The 19,583-nt window shown below is 57.1% G+C and carries 20 protein-coding genes; 6 read left to right on the top strand and 14 right to left on the bottom strand.

The genetic code is table 11. The features are described 5' to 3' along the window. Positions 1–5: 5 nt before the first annotated feature. Both AC2FFD_RS06040 and AC2FFD_RS06045 read left to right on the top strand, forming a co-directional pair. Positions 6–494, top strand: coding sequence for a DUF8737 domain-containing protein (locus AC2FFD_RS06040; RefSeq protein WP_425079263.1), 489 nt, complete (start codon positions 6–8; stop codon positions 492–494). A gap of 10 nt (positions 495–504) precedes the next feature. After that, entirely contained in the window at positions 505–699 is a 195-nt protein-coding gene (locus AC2FFD_RS06045; protein ID WP_374041630.1) for a helix-turn-helix domain-containing protein, read from the top strand. A 162-nt stretch (positions 700–861) separates the two neighbouring features. On the opposite strand, the gene AC2FFD_RS06050 is transcribed toward AC2FFD_RS06045, so the two are convergent. The 8 genes from AC2FFD_RS06050 to AC2FFD_RS06085 all read right to left on the bottom strand — a co-directional run bounded on the left by AC2FFD_RS06050 (position 862) and on the right by AC2FFD_RS06085 (position 7,939). Beyond that, on the bottom strand, positions 862–1,851 hold the full coding sequence (locus AC2FFD_RS06050) for a HupE/UreJ family protein (protein ID WP_496872472.1): 990 nt from the start codon (positions 1,849–1,851) through the stop codon (positions 862–864). Next, entirely contained in the window at positions 1,848–2,678 is an 831-nt protein-coding gene (locus AC2FFD_RS06055) for a peptidyl-prolyl cis-trans isomerase (protein WP_496872474.1), read from the bottom strand. The genes AC2FFD_RS06050 and AC2FFD_RS06055 overlap by 4 nt, the downstream gene beginning before the upstream one ends. Positions 2,679–2,838: 160 nt before the next feature. Beyond that, positions 2,839–4,761 (bottom strand): DUF3604 domain-containing protein, encoded by a 1,923-nt coding sequence (locus AC2FFD_RS06060; RefSeq protein ID WP_170345239.1) that lies wholly within the window; start codon positions 4,759–4,761, stop codon positions 2,839–2,841. Between the two features lie 196 nt (positions 4,762–4,957). Next, entirely contained in the window at positions 4,958–6,106 is a 1,149-nt protein-coding gene (locus AC2FFD_RS06065; protein WP_496872475.1) for an energy transducer TonB family protein, read from the bottom strand. Continuing rightward, positions 6,103–6,480, bottom strand: coding sequence for an ExbD/TolR family protein (locus AC2FFD_RS06070; RefSeq protein WP_496872476.1), 378 nt, complete (start codon positions 6,478–6,480; stop codon positions 6,103–6,105). Before AC2FFD_RS06070 ends, AC2FFD_RS06065 begins: the two co-directional genes overlap by 4 nt. Before the next feature lie 4 nt (positions 6,481–6,484). Then, complete coding sequence (locus AC2FFD_RS06075) at positions 6,485–6,811, bottom strand: ExbD/TolR family protein (RefSeq protein WP_170345236.1); 327 nt, start codon at positions 6,809–6,811, stop codon at positions 6,485–6,487. Between the two features lie 31 nt (positions 6,812–6,842). Beyond that, on the bottom strand, positions 6,843–7,508 hold the full coding sequence (locus AC2FFD_RS06080; RefSeq protein WP_170345235.1) for a MotA/TolQ/ExbB proton channel family protein: 666 nt from the start codon (positions 7,506–7,508) through the stop codon (positions 6,843–6,845). Then, the gene (locus tag AC2FFD_RS06085; RefSeq protein WP_170345234.1) at positions 7,505–7,939 is read right to left on the bottom strand and encodes a hypothetical protein; all 435 of its coding nucleotides are present in this window, start codon (positions 7,937–7,939) and stop codon (positions 7,505–7,507) included. Before AC2FFD_RS06085 ends, AC2FFD_RS06080 begins: the two co-directional genes overlap by 4 nt. Positions 7,940–8,467: 528 nt before the next feature. Between AC2FFD_RS06085 and AC2FFD_RS06090 the strand changes: the two genes are divergently transcribed. Together AC2FFD_RS06090 and AC2FFD_RS06095 are read left to right on the top strand one after the other, a co-directional pair. Next, positions 8,468–9,418 carry a FecR family protein gene (locus AC2FFD_RS06090; protein WP_257601081.1) on the top strand — a complete coding sequence of 317 codons (951 nt, stop codon included), beginning with the start codon at positions 8,468–8,470 and terminating at the stop codon, positions 9,416–9,418. A 57-nt stretch (positions 9,419–9,475) separates the two neighbouring features. Continuing rightward, complete coding sequence (locus tag AC2FFD_RS06095) at positions 9,476–11,707, top strand: CHASE2 domain-containing protein (protein WP_496872479.1); 2,232 nt, start codon at positions 9,476–9,478, stop codon at positions 11,705–11,707. Positions 11,708–11,766: 59 nt separating this feature from the next. Here the strand turns inward: AC2FFD_RS06095 and AC2FFD_RS06100 are convergent, their stop codons facing one another. The 6 genes from AC2FFD_RS06100 to AC2FFD_RS06125 all read right to left on the bottom strand — a co-directional run bounded on the left by AC2FFD_RS06100 (position 11,767) and on the right by AC2FFD_RS06125 (position 17,792). Then, positions 11,767–12,762, bottom strand: coding sequence for an ABC transporter ATP-binding protein (locus AC2FFD_RS06100; RefSeq protein ID WP_496872480.1), 996 nt, complete (start codon positions 12,760–12,762; stop codon positions 11,767–11,769). Further along, positions 12,759–13,793: a Gfo/Idh/MocA family protein gene (locus AC2FFD_RS06105; RefSeq protein ID WP_496872481.1), complete on the bottom strand. Its 1,035-nt coding sequence runs from the start codon at positions 13,791–13,793 to the stop codon at positions 12,759–12,761. The genes AC2FFD_RS06100 and AC2FFD_RS06105 overlap by 4 nt, the downstream gene beginning before the upstream one ends. Continuing rightward, a complete protein-coding gene (locus AC2FFD_RS06110) occupies positions 13,790–14,629 on the bottom strand; it encodes a carbohydrate ABC transporter permease (protein ID WP_170345231.1) in 840 nt (279 codons plus the stop codon). Before AC2FFD_RS06110 ends, AC2FFD_RS06105 begins: the two co-directional genes overlap by 4 nt. Before the next feature lie 10 nt (positions 14,630–14,639). Beyond that, entirely contained in the window at positions 14,640–15,554 is a 915-nt protein-coding gene (locus AC2FFD_RS06115; RefSeq protein WP_171169949.1) for a carbohydrate ABC transporter permease, read from the bottom strand. A gap of 67 nt (positions 15,555–15,621) precedes the next feature. Beyond that, positions 15,622–16,872 carry an ABC transporter substrate-binding protein gene (locus AC2FFD_RS06120; protein WP_257601085.1) on the bottom strand — a complete coding sequence of 417 codons (1,251 nt, stop codon included), beginning with the start codon at positions 16,870–16,872 and terminating at the stop codon, positions 15,622–15,624. Next, positions 16,869–17,792 carry an N-acetylmuramic acid 6-phosphate etherase gene (locus AC2FFD_RS06125; protein ID WP_496872487.1) on the bottom strand — a complete coding sequence of 308 codons (924 nt, stop codon included), beginning with the start codon at positions 17,790–17,792 and terminating at the stop codon, positions 16,869–16,871. Before AC2FFD_RS06125 ends, AC2FFD_RS06120 begins: the two co-directional genes overlap by 4 nt. 158 nt (positions 17,793–17,950) lie before the next feature. Between AC2FFD_RS06125 and AC2FFD_RS06130 the strand changes: the two genes are divergently transcribed. Together AC2FFD_RS06130 and AC2FFD_RS06135 are read left to right on the top strand one after the other, a co-directional pair. After that, positions 17,951–18,838, top strand: coding sequence for a glucosamine kinase nucleotide-binding domain-containing protein (locus tag AC2FFD_RS06130; protein ID WP_496872488.1), 888 nt, complete (start codon positions 17,951–17,953; stop codon positions 18,836–18,838). Further along, complete coding sequence (locus AC2FFD_RS06135; protein WP_170345226.1) at positions 18,825–19,580, top strand: GntR family transcriptional regulator; 756 nt, start codon at positions 18,825–18,827, stop codon at positions 19,578–19,580. The genes AC2FFD_RS06130 and AC2FFD_RS06135 overlap by 14 nt, the downstream gene beginning before the upstream one ends. Positions 19,581–19,583: the final 3 nt, after the last annotated feature.

Raw genomic sequence — 19,583 nt, forward strand, 5'->3', positions numbered from 1 at the left:
ATCAGATGACCCCCACAGTGATATTCCTTCTTCAGTTCGCGATGAGTCTCTTTGTCGTTGCCCTCATTGCGGCGTGGTACGTTGCACCCTGGCTTGCACGGCTGCCGGCGGCGGCGGCGCTCTCAATCCTGCTGCTGCCGCATGCTTTCCGACACATCGGAATGAGCTTCATGGTACCAAATCTCAACAACGGAGGGTTGCCCGAGGCGTTTGCAACCAGCGCCAGCTACGGCGATTTGCTCTCGGCGTTTCTGGCAATCGCGGCGCTTATCGCTTTGCGATGGAGATCAATGGCCACCCTTCCGTTGGTGTGGGGTTTCAACATCCTTGGAACTGTCGATCTGGTGAACGCCTTGCGCCAAGCCGAGGCAATTGACCACTTTGGCCCCACTTGGTTCATTCCCACATTCTTTGTGCCCGTACTTTTGGTCACGCATGTGATGATCTTTGCACGGCTGTTGAAGGCCGAATGGCCCAATACGGCGTCGGCATGACAGAACAAATGTGCTTCTCACAAACGGCCCAAAGGCTTATTACACAAGGCTCCGCCTTAACAGGGTTCGCAGCCTGCTTGCAGAGCAAGGTAATGAAATGTCAATTTCTGACGCTGAAAACCGATATGGCTTTTGGCGTATCGGGCAGTTCTCACAAGATTACAGAAAGTGTTTCGGCGAATTGCCATCGGCCACTGTCGATTGAAAACCATAGGCTTTGTGCTGTTTGTAACCTTGGTCTTTCATGGAAGAAAACCCGAAACGGCGCAAAAGCTCAGCTGGCCAGGTGCGGGCCGTATGCCTTTTCAGGCACATGCGCCGTCATGATCCACAATGTCTTGCTCAACTCTCGCGACTTTGCCGCGGTTCAAAACCCGCTGACGCGTTCAATCAGCCAGTACATTGACACTGACCCGATCCCATACGCGGTCAAGACCGTTGCATTTCTACCAGCTGGAAGTGCAACCAGCCGCCAGGTCGCCAGAAGCAAAGTCAAAGCAGCAATAAAGCTCAACTGCCCGGCTTCGACACCGAGGTTGAAGGCCAGCAATGCCGCGGGAATGTCGTCAGATGGCAATCCAATGTCAGCCAAAGCCCCAGCAAATCCAAGGCCATGCAAAAGCCCGAACCCGAAACAGACGATCCAGGGTTTCTGCCTTGAAAGCCGGAACCGCCCGTCACCGCCTTTGACAATCTCCATCGCCAGAAACACGATGGACAGTGCGATAACGGCCTCGACCGGTGGTCCGGGAACATTCAAAACGCCAATCGTTGCCAGCGCCAGTGTTATTGAATGCGCAAGTGTAAACGCTGTTACTGCCCCCACAAGTTTCCACGGATCACGGACCAGAACAAACAGCGCAAAGACAAACAGAAGGTGATCCCAGCCTTCCAGTATGTGCTCGAAACCCAACTGGGAATACGCGGCAAACACTGACCATGTCGACTGTTCAGAAGGTAAGATTTGGACACTGGCGTCCGGGGTAAAACGAAGCGTTGCAGGTTGGGCATCGAGGGGATGCACACGCGCCAGTACGTCATTTCTCTGAGTCTCAAGGCCTTCAATGGCAATGGGTTGACCTGCGACATCCACCTGGCACTCGACGACCCAGGACGAAACCCACCCTCGACCGTCGGAAACGGGATCAGGGCCACGCGCAGGTGTGCAGCCATCTGGCAATATGGCGTCAATCGCCATCGGTTGGCCATTCACATCAGGCTTTCGCCAATGAACGCTCCAGGTGTCAGAGGCAATTTGACGAATTTCCAGATATCCCGGATCAAGCGCGTGCGCAGTGGCGAAATTTGCAGGCCACAGGAACAGCAGCGCAAACAGGAAGCAGACCAAAACTCTCATTTGGCAGGGCCTGAAAGATCGGGGGCCACAATCTCGTAGTTTTCGGCAAGCGTGTCGTATTGCGCTTGCGCCAGAGCTTCACTTATTTCCCGACGCCAATCCCGCAGCACCGCGTCGTGGATTTCAGCCAAAGGAGGTGTTCGACTGGGCTCGACAGCGACGACCTGAACAAGGTGGATACCGTAACCCGACTGGATCGGCCCCGTCCACCGACCTGTTTCGACCTCTGTGATGCCTTTCGAAAACCCTCCTCCGAAGACCGACTCGATAACCCGCGTCGCGGACAAGGGCATTGACGCCGGCAGCAAGGTTGAACCGCCCAGATCGGAAACGTCTTGCTTGGCGCGCAGGGTGGCCAGCGCATTCTCGATTTCGGCCTCTCCGGGCTTTTCTCCAAGAAAGACCTGATGGAAGGCCACCATGACAGGCGTTGCATAGCGTTCCGCGTTTTCCTGAAGAAATGCCTCCAGGTCTTCGTCCTCCGGAACGATGGAAGTGGCAATGGCTTCGGTCAGATAATCCATTTTTTGGCTCAGCCGGGTCCTTATCAAGGGATCTCCGCGATCCAGACCAAGCTTTCTTGCCTCCCTGACCAGAACCTCTTCACGAATGGATGCATCGACCAACGCTTTCAGTTCCGCGTCGCTTGGCGGGCGTTTCCACTGTGTTTCGAACCGAGAAGACAATAATGCGACGTCATTTTCGTCGATTGTTATCACCTCAAAATCTTCAACGGTCTCGTTGCCCGGCGCAACAATATGGAACCAAATAAAAATAGCCGCTCCAATCAAGAAAAAATGGAACAGAGGTTCTTTCAGTATTCGCATGGAGTCTCCTGCGTAAAACGTGCTCAGGTTCTACATACAGATGCTGTCATCAACCGGTTGGGTTTTGCAAGAAAACGAGCAGTCCGGGTGTTCCGGAAACGTGGTGAATTCGCCGAGGTGGAAATCACCGCCCCGGCGCTCAATTCGTGGGTCGAGCGGATCACTCTGCCGGGGTGTACCAGATCGGGGACGAATAGGCGCGTTCCTGATGCGTAAGCACTGCATCCTCGGGCAATTCGATACCATACCTCAGCTTGTCGTACAGGATCCAACGCGGCGTTGGGATCTCGATGGCGCGGACGTAGTAAAACGCGCGTGCATTCGGATCGAAATCCGGGTCTGACCATACGGTGACAAGTTCGGCCGTTCCGATTGTGTTGGTCCAGCTGGCGGTGTCCACGTCCACAGTGTTCCCGACCGCAGGGACCTTGCCGTTTTGATCGACCTCACGGTTATCCGACCATGCCACGTCGTAGACCTTTTCCTGCAATTCACCTTCTGGGTCGAGCCATCCCTTTATCACTTGAACGCGGTCCAGATTGGCACCAACCGGGTCGCGCAGAGCGGCGATCAGGAAACTTGGCGCAGCCTCACCCTCGCGCGGGCGCAGGTCCGAACCCATTGGCACCCCTTTGGTATAGCCAACATTGGCCAGAAAACGGGTTTCAACATCGGCGTCACTGAAATCCCATCCGCCAAAGAACCGCAGACCAATCCTTGGCCCGGTCGTTGCATAGGTTTCGCGGCGCTTGAAGGCATCAAAGATCGCCGCGCGCGTATTCTCGGTGGCCCAGACCGCCGTGTATCCGGAGGCGACAAGCAAATCGCCGGGAATTTCACCAAGGTCATTTGCGATGAACGGATGCTTAATACGCGAGGCAGAGGGTTCAACGCTGACGGATTTTCCAAAGAAATTGTCTTCTTCGGCGGTGGTCAAAGACGTATGGCTGTCCGTCGCACCCCCCATGCCGAATTTATAGGGGTTCACGCCAAACTTTTCTTCCAGCATCAATCCGCGTTTCAATGCCTCTCGGGCGTATTCTCCGGCCAGCATGTCATCGGTTTTCAACTCGGTAATATCCAGATTGCCGACGTCCCAGTTCTCATAGTCCGCAAATTCGTCATTCGGGCTCAGGAAAGGGTGCGCTTCGCCGTCACCCTTGATCTGCGTGACCTCATAGTGGGGCTCCCATTTCGCGCGGGCAGCGACATATTCCTCGTCAACCTTGCCACCGTGATACGTGTCTTCGGTTGGGAACATCCACCCATTTGACAGGTTTCCGTTATGGGCAAAGGCAACTGCTCGCCCCCCCGTTTTTTCCTGATATTCTTCAAGCCAGGCGTATAGCGCCTTTGGATCCGTATCACCGTAGGGCGGCTGCGTGACCGGCGGCACCATCTGAAGCGCCCTGATTGGCCCATCGCGCAGCATGACATTGCGGTGCAAGTTGAACCCTTTCGGCACCGAGGTCCATTCAAAGCCGATGAAAGCGGTAAAGGTGCCGGGATCATTGTGCCGCTCGGCCGCCAGAACAATGCTTTCCCAGGTAAAGGCAAAAGCATCGGCACCGGGGCTGTACGACTCCAACAGGACTTCTGGCAGAGTCATTTGCGAAAAATTGGTGATGATGTCGAAAGCCGCTTTACCGGCTTCTTCCCCGCCGGCTTTGTACCCCTCGTACCACTCCAGCCCTTTCGGATCGGAAAGAACGCCCGGCTTGCCGGCCTGCAAATCCGGAGCAAACCCCATCAGGTCCGTGTGATCCGTGAGAACCATCCAATCCAACGGTCGTGACAGTCTTACTGGTTGACCCGTCGAAGAAATGACCTGCTCACCCTTTGCGAATCGCCACGCTTCGTCCGGTAGCAAGGTGTTGCCAAAAGCGCCCGCGTCCAACGAAAGTCCAGTGTGGAGGTGAGTGTCACCCCAAAGCGGACGCTCAGGAAATGTGCGTTGAGCATAAGGGGAATACGGTTGATCAGAAAACAATCCCTCGGCAGCTTCTTCGCTGGGTACGGCGTCGGCGACAGCAGCAGCAGGAACCAATACGAGTGAAATCAAACAAGAAGATATCCGAAACAAAGTGACCTCCCAAATCAGGTATACTCAGAGGTGTCGGCGGTTTCATCGCGCCAACATAATATTCACTTTTTCTTATATCACATTCTTTCGACCAAAGAGTTTTTTTTATGAAAGCTGCAAACCCGCGCAATCCGGAAACTCGGCGAAAGCCTCTGGGGCGATCGCAAATCGTGTCCTACAGGCAAGACCCGTCGGGTCATCTTATCTGATAGTAGAAGGAAAGCTTCCGGCTGACGCCCCCCGGCGGGCGCGGGAAAGGTGCGGCGGTTCGAACCTGTTCCTTGGCTGCGCGTTCTATTTCCGGCGAGCCGGAGCTTTCGACGACATCAACCCAGGCCAACGAACCATCCGGGTCAATCTGAAAAAACACACGCGCATAGCCACGACCGGCAACGTAAACGACCGGCGCCCGGTTCAGATGAACAAGAACCTGACCTGCATAGTTCGTGCTGTCCGAATTTCCCGGCCCCCGCCCGCCTGAACGGGTGCCGCCCCGGTTTTGCCGGAAGGCGTCGACACCCTCTCTTTGATACGTCGTCAGAGGTGATTCAATCGTCTGTTCCGGAAATCTCAGAGCGTCAAAGTTGCTTGACGGATCCAACGCACCCCGCAGGGTGGGTTGCGGGCGTCGGTCTGGAAGGCGAGGCCGCAATGACGTGGCTACGGCCTGTTCGGATCCGTCCACGCTTGCATCGGGTACGGTCAGTTCGGCGTCGTCATCCAGAGGTTCCGACGCTTCTTCTGGTATTACAGGTTCAAGTGGGGACGTGTTTTCCGGAACAATAGGAGCCACCTCGACCGGTAACGCGGCAATCTGTTGCTGTTCCTCGGACACCGGTTCTTCGGCAGAAGAAGGCTCAACCGGAGCAACCGCCTCTTCCTTCGGCACCTCGGGTGTTTCGGCCAACGCTTCGGGCCTTGCCGACACAGCGCCTTCAGCTTCGGCGGCTTCGCCTTCGTCCTCCAGGTTCTGGTCTACAGGGTCCACGACAACCTCATCCGGCGCCCTCGGCTGGATAATCGTTGAATCCCCGGTATCGGGCGTGAACGTCTCTTGCGGATTCGGCGAGGCCACGCGGGCATCACTTGTCGGAACTTCTGCCTCCTGCGGCTGGGTTGGCGGTTCCACCGGAGGGGTTGGCGGTTCATCCGGCGCAGGCGGTACGGGTTCGATCGTGGTATCGGCCAACTCTTCGAACGCGTTGCTGAGTTCGATCGTGTCGGTACCGGGTTCCCCGGAAGCCGGATCTGACAACTCTGGCACCGTGACAATCAGGCCGATCAGATGCACCAGTACGGAAACCGAAATTGCAATGATTGCAACAGAAATGGACCGCCTGATCATTCGAGGGCCTGTTCGGTCACCAGAAAAACGGTTGGCGCACCCAACCGGCGCAAATTGCTGGTGATCTCCATCAATCGAGAGGCCGACGCATCCCTGTCAGGTACGATCCGCACGGGTCCCGAGTCATGCGCGGCCATGAAAGCTTCGGCCTCGATCGGATTGCCCCGAAAACTCAGCGTTCCGTCCCGATGAAGAACAAGCGCATCCGGCGGCTCGCGGCCTTCAAGATCCGCAGTATTCACCAAATCCAGATCGGGATCCAACCGCGGTGCAATCGTACCCGCAATCAGAAAAAAGATCAGGATCAGAAAGACGACGTTGATCAGCGGAATGGTGGAATCACGATTTCGACCGGGCCGGATATAGCGGATCATTGCCTCACTCCAACACCCTGACCGTCAAACCTTCGCGCCCGCGCAACGGGACAAGCAGGTCCACAAGACGTTGCGCAGTTGTCCCGGGATCAAGGCTTACCAGCACCTGACCGGCTTTGACCTGATTGAACAATTCCTCAAGCGACAGGGGTTGGCCATTCAGGGCAACACGTGAGGGGCCAAGTTGCACGAAAAGGCGCTCGGGCGGCGTAGCATCAGCATTCCCGCCTGTGGCGGCGCTGCTCAACTCGATCTCGCTGAATCGAGAAAACGTTGAGGACAGCATGAAAAACAGTAAAAGCAGAAAGATCACGTCGATTAGGGGCGTCATCGACATGCGCCGCCGCACAAAAGGCGCAGTGTTACGCATGTTCTGGGGCGACCGGGACTTGTGCGGCCGCCTCTGTGCTTTGGATGGAATGACCGGGAACCAGAACCGTACGCAAAGCCTTGTCCGCAAAAACACGCTCTCGAGCGGTTCGACTTTCAAGCCAGGACAAAACCATCGATGTTGGCATCGCAACAGCCAGACCCACAGCGGTGGTGATCAGGGCCACCCAGATACCGCCGGCCAAAAGTGACGGATCAACCGATGATCCAGCGGTTTGCAAGCTTTGGAAAGCGCTGATCATTCCCAGAACCGTACCGAAAAGACCCAGCAACGGCGCCAGCTGCGCCACGGTGTCCAGCAAGCGAAAACCACGTTCCAGCCCGGCGAGTGCCAGACCCGCTTCGGCATCCAGCCGGTCATCGGCCCCGGGAACACCAGATGCGTTCATCGCCGCGCCCACAATAGGGGCAAGATAGCTGCTGCTGTCCGCCAGCCTGGCGCGTGCCGTACTGTGATCTCCTGCGTCCCAGGCTGCCAGAGCTTCAGACAGCACCCTGTGCCGCCCGACGCCGCAGGCGGCAAATTGCCAGAGCTTGTAGAGAGTGACTGCCAGCGTCAAAACCGACATGGCGATCAATATCGCCACCACCGGCCCGCCGAGTTCAAATATCTCACGAAGTGCGGCTAGAGGATTCATCCCAACAACCCCATTTCCACCCTGCTGCTCAGCGTCAGGGTGCTGTCGCATATGTCACTTTCGGAACCATCCACGACGCAGGAGTTCGCGCCGTTGATCAAGGCTTGCCCAACTGTGTCACATGTTCTGTTGGGAAGATCGAACTGGCGCACCCGGGGCCGGTCGGCGGGCAAATCGCGAAAATCGAACAGAGAAAGGTTCAACACACCACCTTCGGTGTCGAAAATGACGGTTTCGAACACGGCGCCGTCGATCGGCTGCCCGGTTTCATTCTTGACCAGAAACGTCAACCTGCACGCGCTGGCAACATCCTCGGCCGAGTTCAGTTCCACGAAGAGCCGGGCAGAGGATTCGGCCTGGGATTGTGCAGACGCTGTGGACAGCAAACAGCCAGAAAACATGGCCGCGACCATAATGCGACGAAACAGCATGAACAGACTCCGTGTTGCAGCGCTGGAACAATCGGGCAGCGACCGTCAGCTTGCCCAACTGCGTTTCTACCCGAGGGACATGTCACATTAAAGAGCCGCGTAGGGTGGCAAAGCAAAACGGCCTTCAGCGCGGATTGATATACGTACGTTCATGGCAAGACATACGTTGCGCAATTGGAATTTCAACTGCGCCCAAGGTTGCACTGCGCATCAGGACAACCAGCAAGTTGATGTCGGTTCAGTTTTGAAAAGTCGCTCTTTTTCCAAACAGATGCTTAACCCGCAGTAAACGTGCGAAACTGCGCCCGATCAAGCCTTCACAGAAGCGCGCCCAAAGCGACTTTTGAACGTCGTTTTCACATAATTCTTGCTAAGAGCGCGAAAAATAAGCATATTTGTCTACGTTTTTAATGCATATAAAAGATAATAATACGTTTTTTGAGAGGCAAGCGTCGAGCACAGCGCGGTTTCCGCGCGTCAAAACCCATTGGGGGAAGGGGTTCGAGTTTGTCGTTGTTAAAGATTGTAATGGTTCTTTGCGTTGCCGTGGCCATACCGTCGCAGACCATCGCCGACATTGGAAAAATCATCAGCGTCCAACAAGGCGCCCAAGTCGTACGCGCGGGAAAAGCACAACCTGTTTATTCAGGAATGGAGGTTGCGTCCGGCGACGCGCTCAGCACGGATCGGACCGGCGTGATTCAAATCGTTTTTGTGGATGACACCAAGATTGCCATCGGCCCCAACGCACGCATGGTGCTGGATGTGTCCATGCTGCGAAACAACCGCAAAGCCAAGAGCTTTGCCGTTCAGGCCTTGGGTGGCAGTTTTCGGTTTATTTCCGGGAAAAGCCGAAAGAGAGCTTACTCGATCAGGACTCCGTCGGCGACAATGGCCGTGCGCGGCACCACCTTCGACATGTGGATCGTGTCGGAAAAACAAAGCGCGATGCTTGTCCTGCAAGGTACGGTCCGCATGTGTGGCAGTCAGGGCGCGTGCAGATCCTCGGGACGTCAATGCAGCATGTTCGCAACAAGCGGAGACGGAGGTGTCGGACGGCCTGCCGATCAGGCCCAATACGATCAAGCGCTGAAAAGCGGGTTTCCATTCGTTCAGTCCCAGGACGGGCTGCTGCCCCCTTTGCAGGTACGGGTTGAAGGGTGTTCAGGTGATGGAGCGCCCATACGGCGTGTCGAGGTGGACCGGTCGGAAGCCGGTAGAGCGCCTCCTCAGCAACGCGAAGCGCAGAATACGGTCACTGAACCTTCGCCTTCGGCGAACAATGACCCGGAAAGAGAAGAGCCGGACCATGCAGAACCCGAACGGGAAGAACCAGAGCAGGAGGAGCCCGACAGAGAAGAACCAGAGCAGGAAGAACCTGAACGGGAAGAACCCGAACAAGAGGAACCCGAACGGGAAGAACCGGAACCTGAGGAACCCGAACGGGACGAACCAGAGCGGGAAGAAACTGATCCGTAATTGCTCGGGAATTGCTGCTGAACACGCAGTTCCAGTTCCATTTGTCTGGAGGATGGTGTGAGCGACAAGCTGCGGAAATCCAGGAACGGGCGATGGGCCTTCCGCCTCGTGGGGCTGGGTCTGATCCTTTTGGGTTGCTTCATCCGGGCGTGGGATCCGTACCCCGTTCGAATGACGCGTCTGATCTATTTCGACGTTTTGCAAAGACTGTCTCCGCGGGAGTTCAATCCCGAACTCCCCGTGCGTGTCGTGGATATCGATGAGGCTTCGCTTGCCAGCTTTGGACAATGGCCATGGCCCCGCACTTTGGTTGCGCAGTTGGTTCAAAATCTGGGTGGCCATGGCGCCGCGACGATTGCCTTCGACATGCTGTTTGCCGAACCCGACCGGTATTCGCCATCTCGCCTTCTGAACGATCCATCGCTGGCGGGCGTACTGACTGTGGAACGCCACGCCGAAAAGCTGGACAACGATGTCGTGCTTGGGATGGAAATGGCCAACTGGCCCGTGGTTCTGGGCGTGGCCGCGCGATTGTCAGCTGAAGGGGAACCCGTTACGGCCAAGGCCGGGCTCATTGAATTCGGGGAAAGCCCCGCCGAGGGGCTGATCTCGGTCCCGCATTGGACGCCAATCGCGCCACCGTTGGATCTGGTGGCGGCAGGTGTCGGCGGGGTCAATGTCTCGCCCATCGGTGGGACCGGCATCGTAAGACGTGCGCCGGTTCTATGGAACGGTCCGGACGGTCCGCTGCCAAGCCTTGCAGTTGAAGCCCTCAGAGTCGCCCTGGGTGAGACCAGTATTTTCGTGGAAGGCGCGCCTGACGAGGCTGGCATCATGCTGGCGGTCGAAATCGCCGGATACCGTTTGCCGACAACCGAGAATGGCGAGCTTTGGCTGAAATACCGACGGGGCAGCCCCGACCTTTACATTTCAGCCAGGGATGTTCTGGAAGATTCCGAAAACCCCGGGCTGCGATCCGAAATCGAAGGCAGAATAATCCTGATCGGAACCTCCGCTGCCGGTTTGTTCGATATTCATCAGACGGCACTGGGCGAAAGCGTCCCCGGTGTTTCAATTCATGCCCAGATGATCGAACAGATTCTGACCGGTGATATGCTCAGCCGGTCTGACGTGACTGCGGCGCAGGAACTGCTTGCCTTTGCGTTTCTGGGGCTTGTGGTGATTGCCGTCATGTCCAGCTTTGGTGCCATCGCATCCTTCATCGCCGGTGGCATTGCCGCCGCAGCCGTTCTGGCCATCAGCTGGCTGGTTTTTCAGAACCAATCCATCCTGTTCGACGCCACTTTTCCCCTGATTGGAGGCATCGCAAATTTCGGTCTGCTGGCGGGGTATCTTTTCGTATCGACCGAGCGCGAAAAGCGCCAAATTCGAAAAGTCTTTTCGCATTACGTGGCCCCGGAAATCCTTGATGAAATGGAGAATTCGGGTCACCAGCTTCAATTGGGCGGTGAAAGTCAGGAAATCACCGTGATGTTTTCGGATATCCGGGGATTTACCGCTCTGTCCGAGTCCGCGTCGGCAACGGAACTTGTATCCTTGCTGAATGCGCTGTTTTCCAAGCTTGGGGATCAGATCCTGCATGAGCGTGGTACGATCGACAAGTTCATAGGTGACGCCATCATGGCCTTCTGGAACGCACCTTTGCCCGTTGCCGACCATCCATGCCGCGCAGCGCTTGCCGCGCTCAGGATGCGAGGTGCTTTGGCACAATTCAACGCATCCGACATCATGCGGAACCGAAAGCCGATAGCGCTGGCAACCGGAATCGCCACGGGGCAGGCCTGCGTCGGCAACATAGGATCGCAAAAACGGTTCAACTATACGGTTATCGGAGATGTCGTGAATGTTTCGGCTCGGATCGAACAATGCTGTCGAACGGTCGAGTATGACATTGTCGTCTCAGACGGGGTGTATCAAGCCGGTCGAGATGACCTGGCATTTTTGCAGGCCGGCCATGTTGACCTGAAAGGCAAAACCAACCCAGAGCCCGTTTTTGTTCTGGTGGGAGATTCCACTTTGCGGAAGACCGACGCGTTCCAGGAGCTCGTTGCACGGCATGGTGAGTTGATCGCAGCGTTGAGAACCCGAAAACCTCAGGGCGACATCGTGCGCATGTGTCAGCATTGCGAAAAACTTGCCGCAGATATCGAACCGGGATTGCGCCAGTTCTATCGCGCTTTGGCGGGTCGCGCGGCCGATTTCCGCGCGGTCTCGTCATCCGGGCCGGTCATGTTCACCCGAAATACCAGAATAGCCGGTGGTGTTTAGGCGGCACTGCATGGAAAAGCCGGCTGACTTAGGCCCCCAAAGCCCTGCGTCAGTGAGTGTCACGCGAGACGCGCACCCTGGGCGTCGAAGCGATAGACCCTGCCTGGAGAATATCCAAATCGGATGCTCTGACCGGCTTCAACCTGATGCTGCCCGAACAGGCGCGCGGTGATCTGGTGATCCTGCATCATGGCAATTACGTTGGTGTCACCGCCCAAATGTTCGACATGGGTGACGTTTGCGACAACCGGGCCATCATCAGACAAAAACAGGTCTTCCGGCCGGATTCCCGTTGTAATGTCTGCGCTTTCGCCGATCATGCTGGCGGGAAAGAAATTCATCGACGGCGCCCCAAGGAAACCGGCCACGAACTGGTTGGCGGGGTTGTTGTAAAGCTCCATCGGGCTGCCGACCTGTTCCACACGCCCGTCGCGCAGGACGACGATCTTGTCGGCAAGAGTCATTGCCTCGGTCTGGTCGTGGGTCACGTAGATCATCGAAGCGTCAAGCTGCCGGTGCAGGTTCGCGATTTCCAACCGTGTATTCATACGCAGGGCCGCATCGAGATTGGACAGAGGCTCGTCGAACAGGAACAGCTTCGGTTCCCGGACGATGGCACGACCGATGGCGACGCGCTGGCGCTGGCCACCGGACAATTCGGAAGGATACCGGTCAAGGTAAGGTTCGAGGTTCAGCATCTTGCTGGCCCTGGCAACACGCTCTTCGATGACCTGCCTGCTCTGGCCTTCCTGTTTCAGCGCCAATGACATGTTCTTGCGCACGTTCAGGTGGGGGTAGAGAGCATAGCTCTGGAACACCATTGCGATACCGCGTTTTGAGGGCGGTGTGAGGTTCATGAGCTCACCGCCGATGCGTACCTCGCCTGACGTCACATCTTCGAGCCCCGCGATGACACGCAGAAGGGTGGATTTACCGCATCCCGAAGGGCCGACGAAGACGACGAATTCGCCCTCGTCAACCTCGATGTTGATATCCCTGAGGACCTCGACGGTGCCGAAGGACTTGTTCACGTTTTGCAGCGTCAGGGCGGTCATGTGCGTGCCTCTTTCAGCGAAATGGGTTGGCCGGTACGGATGCTTTCATCAGCGGCCAGGCAGATGGCCAGCGATTGCACCGCGTCGTTCATGTGGCGGGACAGATCGATATCTTCGGCGATGGCGCGCAGCATATAGGCTTGCTCGGCGTCGCAGAGTTGCTGATGGCCGGGTTCATCGGGCAGGTCGATCGTCTGATCACCTTCGGGGCGGTGAACCAGAAGACCGCCAACCTTAGTGTGACCGTCGATATCGGCCGATGCGCCCTTGTTCCCATCAGTGATCGAGACCGAGCCGTTGGGTGAGATGATATCTTTCACGAAGAACGCGGTTTCGGACATCATCGGGCCCCAGCCGGCCTCGTACCAGCCGATTGAGCCGTCTTCGAAGATCACCTGGAACTGGCCGTAGTTATACATGTCTTCGGCAATCTCATCACTCAGGCGCAGGCCCATACCATGCACGCGGACGGGATCGGAATCGGTGATCTGGCACATCACATCGACGTAATGCACGCCGCAATCGACGATAGGGGACGTCGTCTGCATCAAGGCCTTGTGCGTTTCCCATTCGGCCCCGCTGCTTTGCTGGTTCAGGTTCAGACGGAAGACATAAGGCCCGCCGAGTTCGCGCGCCTCCGCGATCAGGCGCATCCATGACGGGTGGTGCCGCAGAATATATCCGATCACCAGTTTCCGGCCGGTTTCCACTGCTTTTGCGACCACGCGTCTGGCGTCCGCAACCGTCGTGGCCAGTGGCTTTTCAACAAAGACATGCGCTCCTGCTTCCATTGCGGCGCAGGCGAAGTCTGCGTGGCTGTCGGAATAGGTTGCGACGACGACCAGATCGGGGTTTGTCTCGGCCAGTGCCGCCTGAAAATCCGTATAGGCCGGATAGCCTGACAGGTCGGGATGGTCCACTCGACCAGATCGGTTGACCAGTCCCACGATCCGTGCGTCGGGGTGACGATGATGGGCCAAGGCATGGCTCAGACCCATGTTGCCAAGACCAGCGATCAGAACCCGGGTCATTTGACAGCTCCTGAGGTGATGCCACGGATCAGCTGGCGCGAGAAGATCACGTAGAGCACCAGAACCGGCAGGATCGCCATGCTGAGCGCGGAAAGAACCGCGTTCCAATCGGTCACAAACTGGCCGATGAAGACCTGGCTGCCCAGCGTCAGGGTTTTGGTCTCTTCCGCGGGCGCCAGGATCAGCGGGAACCAGAGATCGTTCCAGATCGGGATCATGTTGAAAACAGCGACGGTCGCCATGGCGGGCCGGACCAGAGGCAGCACCAACCGAAAAAAGATCGTGTATTCCGAAAGCCCATCGATGCGCCCCGCATTCTTCAGGTCATCACTGACCTGGCGCATGAACTCGGACAGGATGAACACGGCCAACGGCAAGCCCTGTGCCGTGTAGACGAAGATCAGGGCCCAAAGCGTGTTCACAAGCCCCGTTGCGACCATCATCTCCAGGATCGCCACTGTGCCGATGCGGATCGGGATCATGATCCCAAGTGCCAGATAGAGCCCCATCAACATGTTGCCCTTGAACCGGTATTCGCTGAGGGCAAAGGCCGCCATGGCACCGAACAGCAGGATAAAGGTCAGTGAAACCACGGTGACGATCAGCGAGTTCTGAAAGTAGAGGAAGAAATCCCCCTGCTTCATCACCGTCTGGTAGCCGATCAGGGAAAAGCTTTCGGCATCAGGCAAGGCAAGCGGTTCGCGAAAGATGGCACGGCGCGTTTTGAAGCTGTTGATGATGATCACGAAAACCGGGAACAGGGCGATCAGAGTGTAAAGGATCAACGCTCCATGCATTGCGGCGGTATTCAGCGGATTCGTGCGCGCTTTGTTCATTGCAGAGCCCTCACAGCTGATACCGGCGCATCCGGGTCTGGATGCCGAAAAGGTAAATGCAAACACCTACAAGGATGATGGCGAACATGGCACCGGCAATGGCGGATCCCATATACGGATCACCCAATTGCAGTTGGAAGCCGAAGAATGTGCGGTACATGAAGGTGCCCAGGATGTCGGTCGAAAAATCCGGTCCCGCCAGCGCGCCCTGAGAGACATAGATCAGATCGAATGCGTTGAAATTGCCCACGAATGTGAGGATCGAGATGATCCCGATCGAGGGCAGGATCAGCGGCAGTTTTATTTTCCAGAAAGCCGAAGCTCCTGTGATCCCGTCAATCTCGCCGGCCTCAAGAATTTCTTCAGGGATCGACAGCAGGGCGGCATAGATAAGCATCATCGGGATGCCGACAAATTGCCAGACCGAGACAAGCGCCAGAGTCGTCAGCGCGTATTCTTCCTTGCCCAGCCACGGAGCAAACAGGGATTTCAGGCCAACAGCGTCCAGCATCGAGGGCGCAATCCCCCAAAGCGGAGACAGGATCAGTTTCCAGGCAAAACCCACAATCACGAAGCTCAGGATCGTCGGAATGAAAATGGCCGACCGGTACAGTGCGGCAAAGCGCAGCCTCGGGTGTGACAGGATCGCGGCCAGGGCGATTCCGATGGGGTTCTGCACCAGCATGTGGATCAGGAAGAACCAGAAGTTGTTGCCCAGCGCATTCCAGAATTGCGCGGACCACAGCGGATCAAGGAACAAGGTTCGGAAATTCTCCAACCCCACATACACACGCGCCTGATCGACTTCGGTGAACAGCGCAAGGCGGAGCGTGTTGAACAAGGGCAGGATCATCACCGCCGTGTAGACCAGCACCGCAGGTGCAAGGAAAACAGCGATGTGCCAGCGTATGCGGCGCGTCTGCATGGGATTCTCCGGGGAAAAGTGCCGGGCGCGGCGCGATGGGCCGCACCCGGAGTGAGTGGTTCAGGTGTTACTGATGCGGTGCGTACCAGCTGGCCAAACCATCTTGCAGTTTCTTGCCCAAAGCCTCGGGGCTTTCGGTGCCCTTGATGGCTGCAACGGATGCACCCCAGGTCTCGTTTTCAAGATTGGGTGTGCCGCGTGACAGGATCTGATAGGTCGAACGGATGGTGCTCTCGCACTCATCCCGCCACCCGACGATTTCCTTGGCAAGGGGATCTTCCAATTCAACCGGAGTGTTGGAAAGAGGGAAGAAACCGGGAACCGCATTGCCGAAGATGCTGGCGAATTCCGGGCTTGCAACCCAGGCCAGGAACGTACGGGCAGCCTCCTGGTTTTCGCTGGCGGCGTTCAGGCCAATGCCGATATCGGTATGGTCCGAGATATAGCAGGTGTCACCGGCATTCTGGACCGGCGGCTTGAAGGCGCCCATCTCAAAATCAGCCTGCGTGTTGAAACCTGCAATCTCCCAGCTGCCCGCCGGGTAAATTGCAGCGCGGCCCAATGTGAACAGGTTCTGGCTGTCGGGATAGGTCTGCGCCTCGTATCCGTCACCCAGATAATCGGCCCATTTCGCCAAAGTGGCAAAGGGCGCGACCCACTGAGGGTCGGTCAGTTTCTGTTCGCCTTTGATCAGAGCCAGGCGGCCTTCTTCACCTTTCCAGTAGTTCGGGCCGATGTTGTTGTAACCCATCGTTGCGGCTTCCCACTGGTCATTGGTGCCCATCGCCATCGGTATATAGGTGCCGTCTTCCTTGATCTTGTCCAACACTTCAAAGAATTCCGCCTCGGTGGTCGGAACCTCCAGACCCAATTCGTTGAACGCATCCTTGTTGTAGATGAAACCGTGGATCACCGATGCCATCGGAACACAAAAGCTGGCCGACCCGTCGTCTGTCTGCCACGCGGATTTGGCAACGTCCGAGAAGTTGTTCATCGCATCCAGATCGGACAGGTCGGTCAGATGGCCCGCTTCGTAAAGCGCCAGAGAAGCATCAAACGGGCGGCAGGTGATCAGATCACCGGCGGATCCGGCTTCCAGCTTCGAGTTCAGAACCGCATTGTACTCCGCCGGGGCTGAAGGCGAGAAAACAACTTTGATACCTGGATTAGCCGCCTCGAATGCAGGGATGATCTTTTCCTGCCAGAGAGCGAGGTCATCGTTGCGCCAGCTTTCGATTGTCAGCGTAGCATCTTGCGCATAGGCACTTGTGACCAGCGCCGTGCTCAACAGAGCCAGGCTCAGAACTTTGCGTTTCATTTGGTTTCTCCCAGGTTGCTATGTTCGTTTTCTTCATTCAGCCGGTTCATCGCATGACGCAGACGGCCATTCGTTTCAGCCAGTCGCTTTTGTGCATCCTCTGCCGATATGGCACCTGCGGCGACAAGTGCCGCGCATTTCAGGTTCCCATCCGCGGCCCTCAGGGCATCATCGGCACGTTCAGGTGATACGCCGGTTAGCTGGCAAACGATTCCGTTGGCGCGCGCGCGTAATTTGTCATTGTCCGCGCGCAGATTGATCATCATGCCGTCCTGAATATGCCCAAGCTCGATGGCCATCAGCGTCGACAACGTATTGAGGGCTATTTTCTGCGCAGTGCCGGCCCCCATCCGGGTGGAGCCCGAGATCAACTCCGGAGGGGTCGCAAGCAGAACGGCGTGGTCCGCCAGTTGCAACAATTGCGAGCCCGCGTTGTTTGCAATCCCGATCACGGGCGTCCCCCTGTCGCGCGCCAGTTTTGCGGCGGCAACGGTATATGGCGTGGTGCCGCTGGCCGAGACCGCAATGAGCGTATCATTGGCAACCATATCCGACACCTCTTGCGCCAGCCCATCAACAGCGTCTTCCACATCCCCTGGCATGTCTGCTTTGGTCGGCATTCCACCCGCCATGTGAATGCGGATCTGCTGCGACGGAATGGAAAAGGTTCCGCCAAGCTCCAGCGCGTCCGAGGCCGCCATGAGGCCGGAAGACCCCGCCGCAAGATACCGAAGTGTGCCGCCCGACCGGATCGTTTGGGCCATGGCCGTCGCCCCGCTGCAAATCGGGCCAAGCGCATCAAGCACTGCCGTCGCCGCTGATACCTGCGACCGCGCCAGCAAGCCGGCCACCTCTGCCAGCGGACGGGTATCAAGCCCATGCGCATCCTGATGCAATTGTTCTGTCGCCGGCGTAATCAAGTGATTCTCCCCCAAGAACTCTCGATATCATACCTTTTAAATACCATTAGTCTACCATTTATTTTTTCTCATAATTTTGGCCATTATAGCATAATATTCGCCGCTTTGGTCACAATTAGGACTTCAAAACGCATGAAAGGTATTATAAAGGTCTTTATATGGTAAAGTCATCAAAACCCATGTTTCTGGCCGCCGACGGGGGTGGAACGCGCTGCCGCGTCGCCGCTTTTGTTGATGGCGAAACACACCGGGTCGAAGTCGGTGCGGCAAACGTGTCCACGGATTTCGAGGCCGCCTGCATCGAACTGCGGCACGGCCTGGAAGCTCTGGCTGTTCAGACGGGCCGTTCGCCCGAGGAGCTTGCGCAAGCGCCCGCCTATCTGGGCCTGGCCGGGATAACAGGTGATGCGATTGCCCGGAAGCTTGCGGCGGCATTGCCATTTCGGCACGTCCGGATCGAAGATGATCGCGCAGCAGCTTTGCGCGGCGCATTGGGGGGCAATGACGGGTTTGTCGCACATTGCGGCACCGGTTCTTTTGTCGCAATGCAAAGGGTTGGCACGATGAAGTTTGCCGGCGGATGGGGCCCTGTTCTGGGCGATCAGGCTTCCGCGCAATGGGTTGGCAAACGGGCGCTGGCCAAGACGCTGGAACACACGGATGGTATGACCGGCCCTTCAGCATTGGCGCAGGATCTGCTGTCTCGATTCGGCGATGCCGCAGGAATTGTACGGGCCGCCGCTGACATGACGCCATCTGACTTTGGCGCCCTTGCCCCGCTTGTGACCGAGCTTTCCAATCGCGGGGACGACTTGGCCAGATCCATCCTTCGGGACGGTGCGGACTATCTGATCGACGAGATGAAGAAAATGGGCTGGAACGTTGACCTGCCCGTTTGTCTGACCGGGGGCATCGGCCCTCTTTATGCGCCATACCTGCCTGCGGACATGCAATCCGCTCTGGTCCAGCCTGCGGGCGATCCACTGTCCGGCGCACTTGCATTGGCACAGGCCTATCTGGAGGAAATCGAACATGAACATAGCTGATTTCCTGCGGCCCGAAGGATGGTTGGGGCAAAGCTCGGGCCCGCGCTATGTACAGCTCCGTCAGCGCCTCGAACAAGGGATCAAGGACGGTATCCTGCCCCCCAACAGTTCGCTGCCCCCTGAAAGAGAAATCGCCGAGATCACCGACCTGTCGCGTGTGACTGTGCGCAAGGCCATTCATGAATTGGTGCGCAAAGGTGCAATCGAACAACGGCAGGGGTCTGGGTCTTTTGTTCGCGAACCCGTGGCGAAGGTTGAACAGTCGCTGTCCCATCTGACGTCTTTCACTGAAGACATGGAGCGGCGCGGGCTCAAGACGACCTCGACATGGCTGGAACGGGGGGTTTTCCTGCCATCTCCGGAAGAAATGATGGCATTGGGCTTGTCGGCAAATGAACAGGTCGCACGTATCTACCGCCTGCGAGAGGCAGGAGGACGCCCGATGGCGTTGGAAAAAGCGGCCCTTCCGCTGGATATCCTGCCGAACCCCACCGAAGTGACGGGGTCGCTTTACTCTGTTCTTGAACAATCTGGCCTGCGACCGGTGCGCGCGATCCAGAAAATCTCGGCCATCAATCTCGAACCACCCGAGGCAGAGCTTCTGGATGTTGCGGAAGGTACGGCCGGGCTTCGGATTCAACGCACCTCGTATCTGCAAAGCGGGCGGGTCGCTGAATTGACCCGCTCGATCTACCGCGGTGATGCCTATGACTTCGTGGCTGAGCTGCGCCTGTCAAATTGAAAG

The sequence above is a fragment of the Ruegeria sp. YTSC002 genome (genome assembly GCF_059609845.1).

Coding starts and splice junctions, on each gene's coding strand:
- AC2FFD_RS06040 (WP_425079263.1), top strand. CDS start 6: ATGACCCCCACAGTGATATTCCTTCTTCAGTTCGCGATGAGTCTCTTT.
- AC2FFD_RS06050 (WP_496872472.1), bottom strand. CDS start 1,851: ATGAGAGTTTTGGTCTGCTTCCTGTTTGCGCTGCTGTTCCTGTGGCCT.
- AC2FFD_RS06055 (WP_496872474.1), bottom strand. CDS start 2,678: ATGCGAATACTGAAAGAACCTCTGTTCCATTTTTTCTTGATTGGAGCG.
- AC2FFD_RS06065 (WP_496872475.1), bottom strand. CDS start 6,106: ATGATCAGGCGGTCCATTTCTGTTGCAATCATTGCAATTTCGGTTTCC.
- AC2FFD_RS06070 (WP_496872476.1), bottom strand. CDS start 6,480: ATGATCCGCTATATCCGGCCCGGTCGAAATCGTGATTCCACCATTCCG.
- AC2FFD_RS06075 (WP_170345236.1), bottom strand. CDS start 6,811: ATGACGCCCCTAATCGACGTGATCTTTCTGCTTTTACTGTTTTTCATG.
- AC2FFD_RS06080 (WP_170345235.1), bottom strand. CDS start 7,508: ATGAATCCTCTAGCCGCACTTCGTGAGATATTTGAACTCGGCGGGCCG.
- AC2FFD_RS06085 (WP_170345234.1), bottom strand. CDS start 7,939: ATGCTGTTTCGTCGCATTATGGTCGCGGCCATGTTTTCTGGCTGTTTG.
- AC2FFD_RS06090 (WP_257601081.1), top strand. CDS start 8,468: ATGGTTCTTTGCGTTGCCGTGGCCATACCGTCGCAGACCATCGCCGAC.
- AC2FFD_RS06100 (WP_496872480.1), bottom strand. CDS start 12,762: ATGACCGCCCTGACGCTGCAAAACGTGAACAAGTCCTTCGGCACCGTC.
- AC2FFD_RS06105 (WP_496872481.1), bottom strand. CDS start 13,793: ATGACCCGGGTTCTGATCGCTGGTCTTGGCAACATGGGTCTGAGCCAT.
- AC2FFD_RS06110 (WP_170345231.1), bottom strand. CDS start 14,629: ATGAACAAAGCGCGCACGAATCCGCTGAATACCGCCGCAATGCATGGA.
- AC2FFD_RS06115 (WP_171169949.1), bottom strand. CDS start 15,554: ATGCAGACGCGCCGCATACGCTGGCACATCGCTGTTTTCCTTGCACCT.
- AC2FFD_RS06120 (WP_257601085.1), bottom strand. CDS start 16,872: ATGAAACGCAAAGTTCTGAGCCTGGCTCTGTTGAGCACGGCGCTGGTC.
- AC2FFD_RS06130 (WP_496872488.1), top strand. CDS start 17,951: ATGGTAAAGTCATCAAAACCCATGTTTCTGGCCGCCGACGGGGGTGGA.
- AC2FFD_RS06135 (WP_170345226.1), top strand. CDS start 18,825: ATGAACATAGCTGATTTCCTGCGGCCCGAAGGATGGTTGGGGCAAAGC.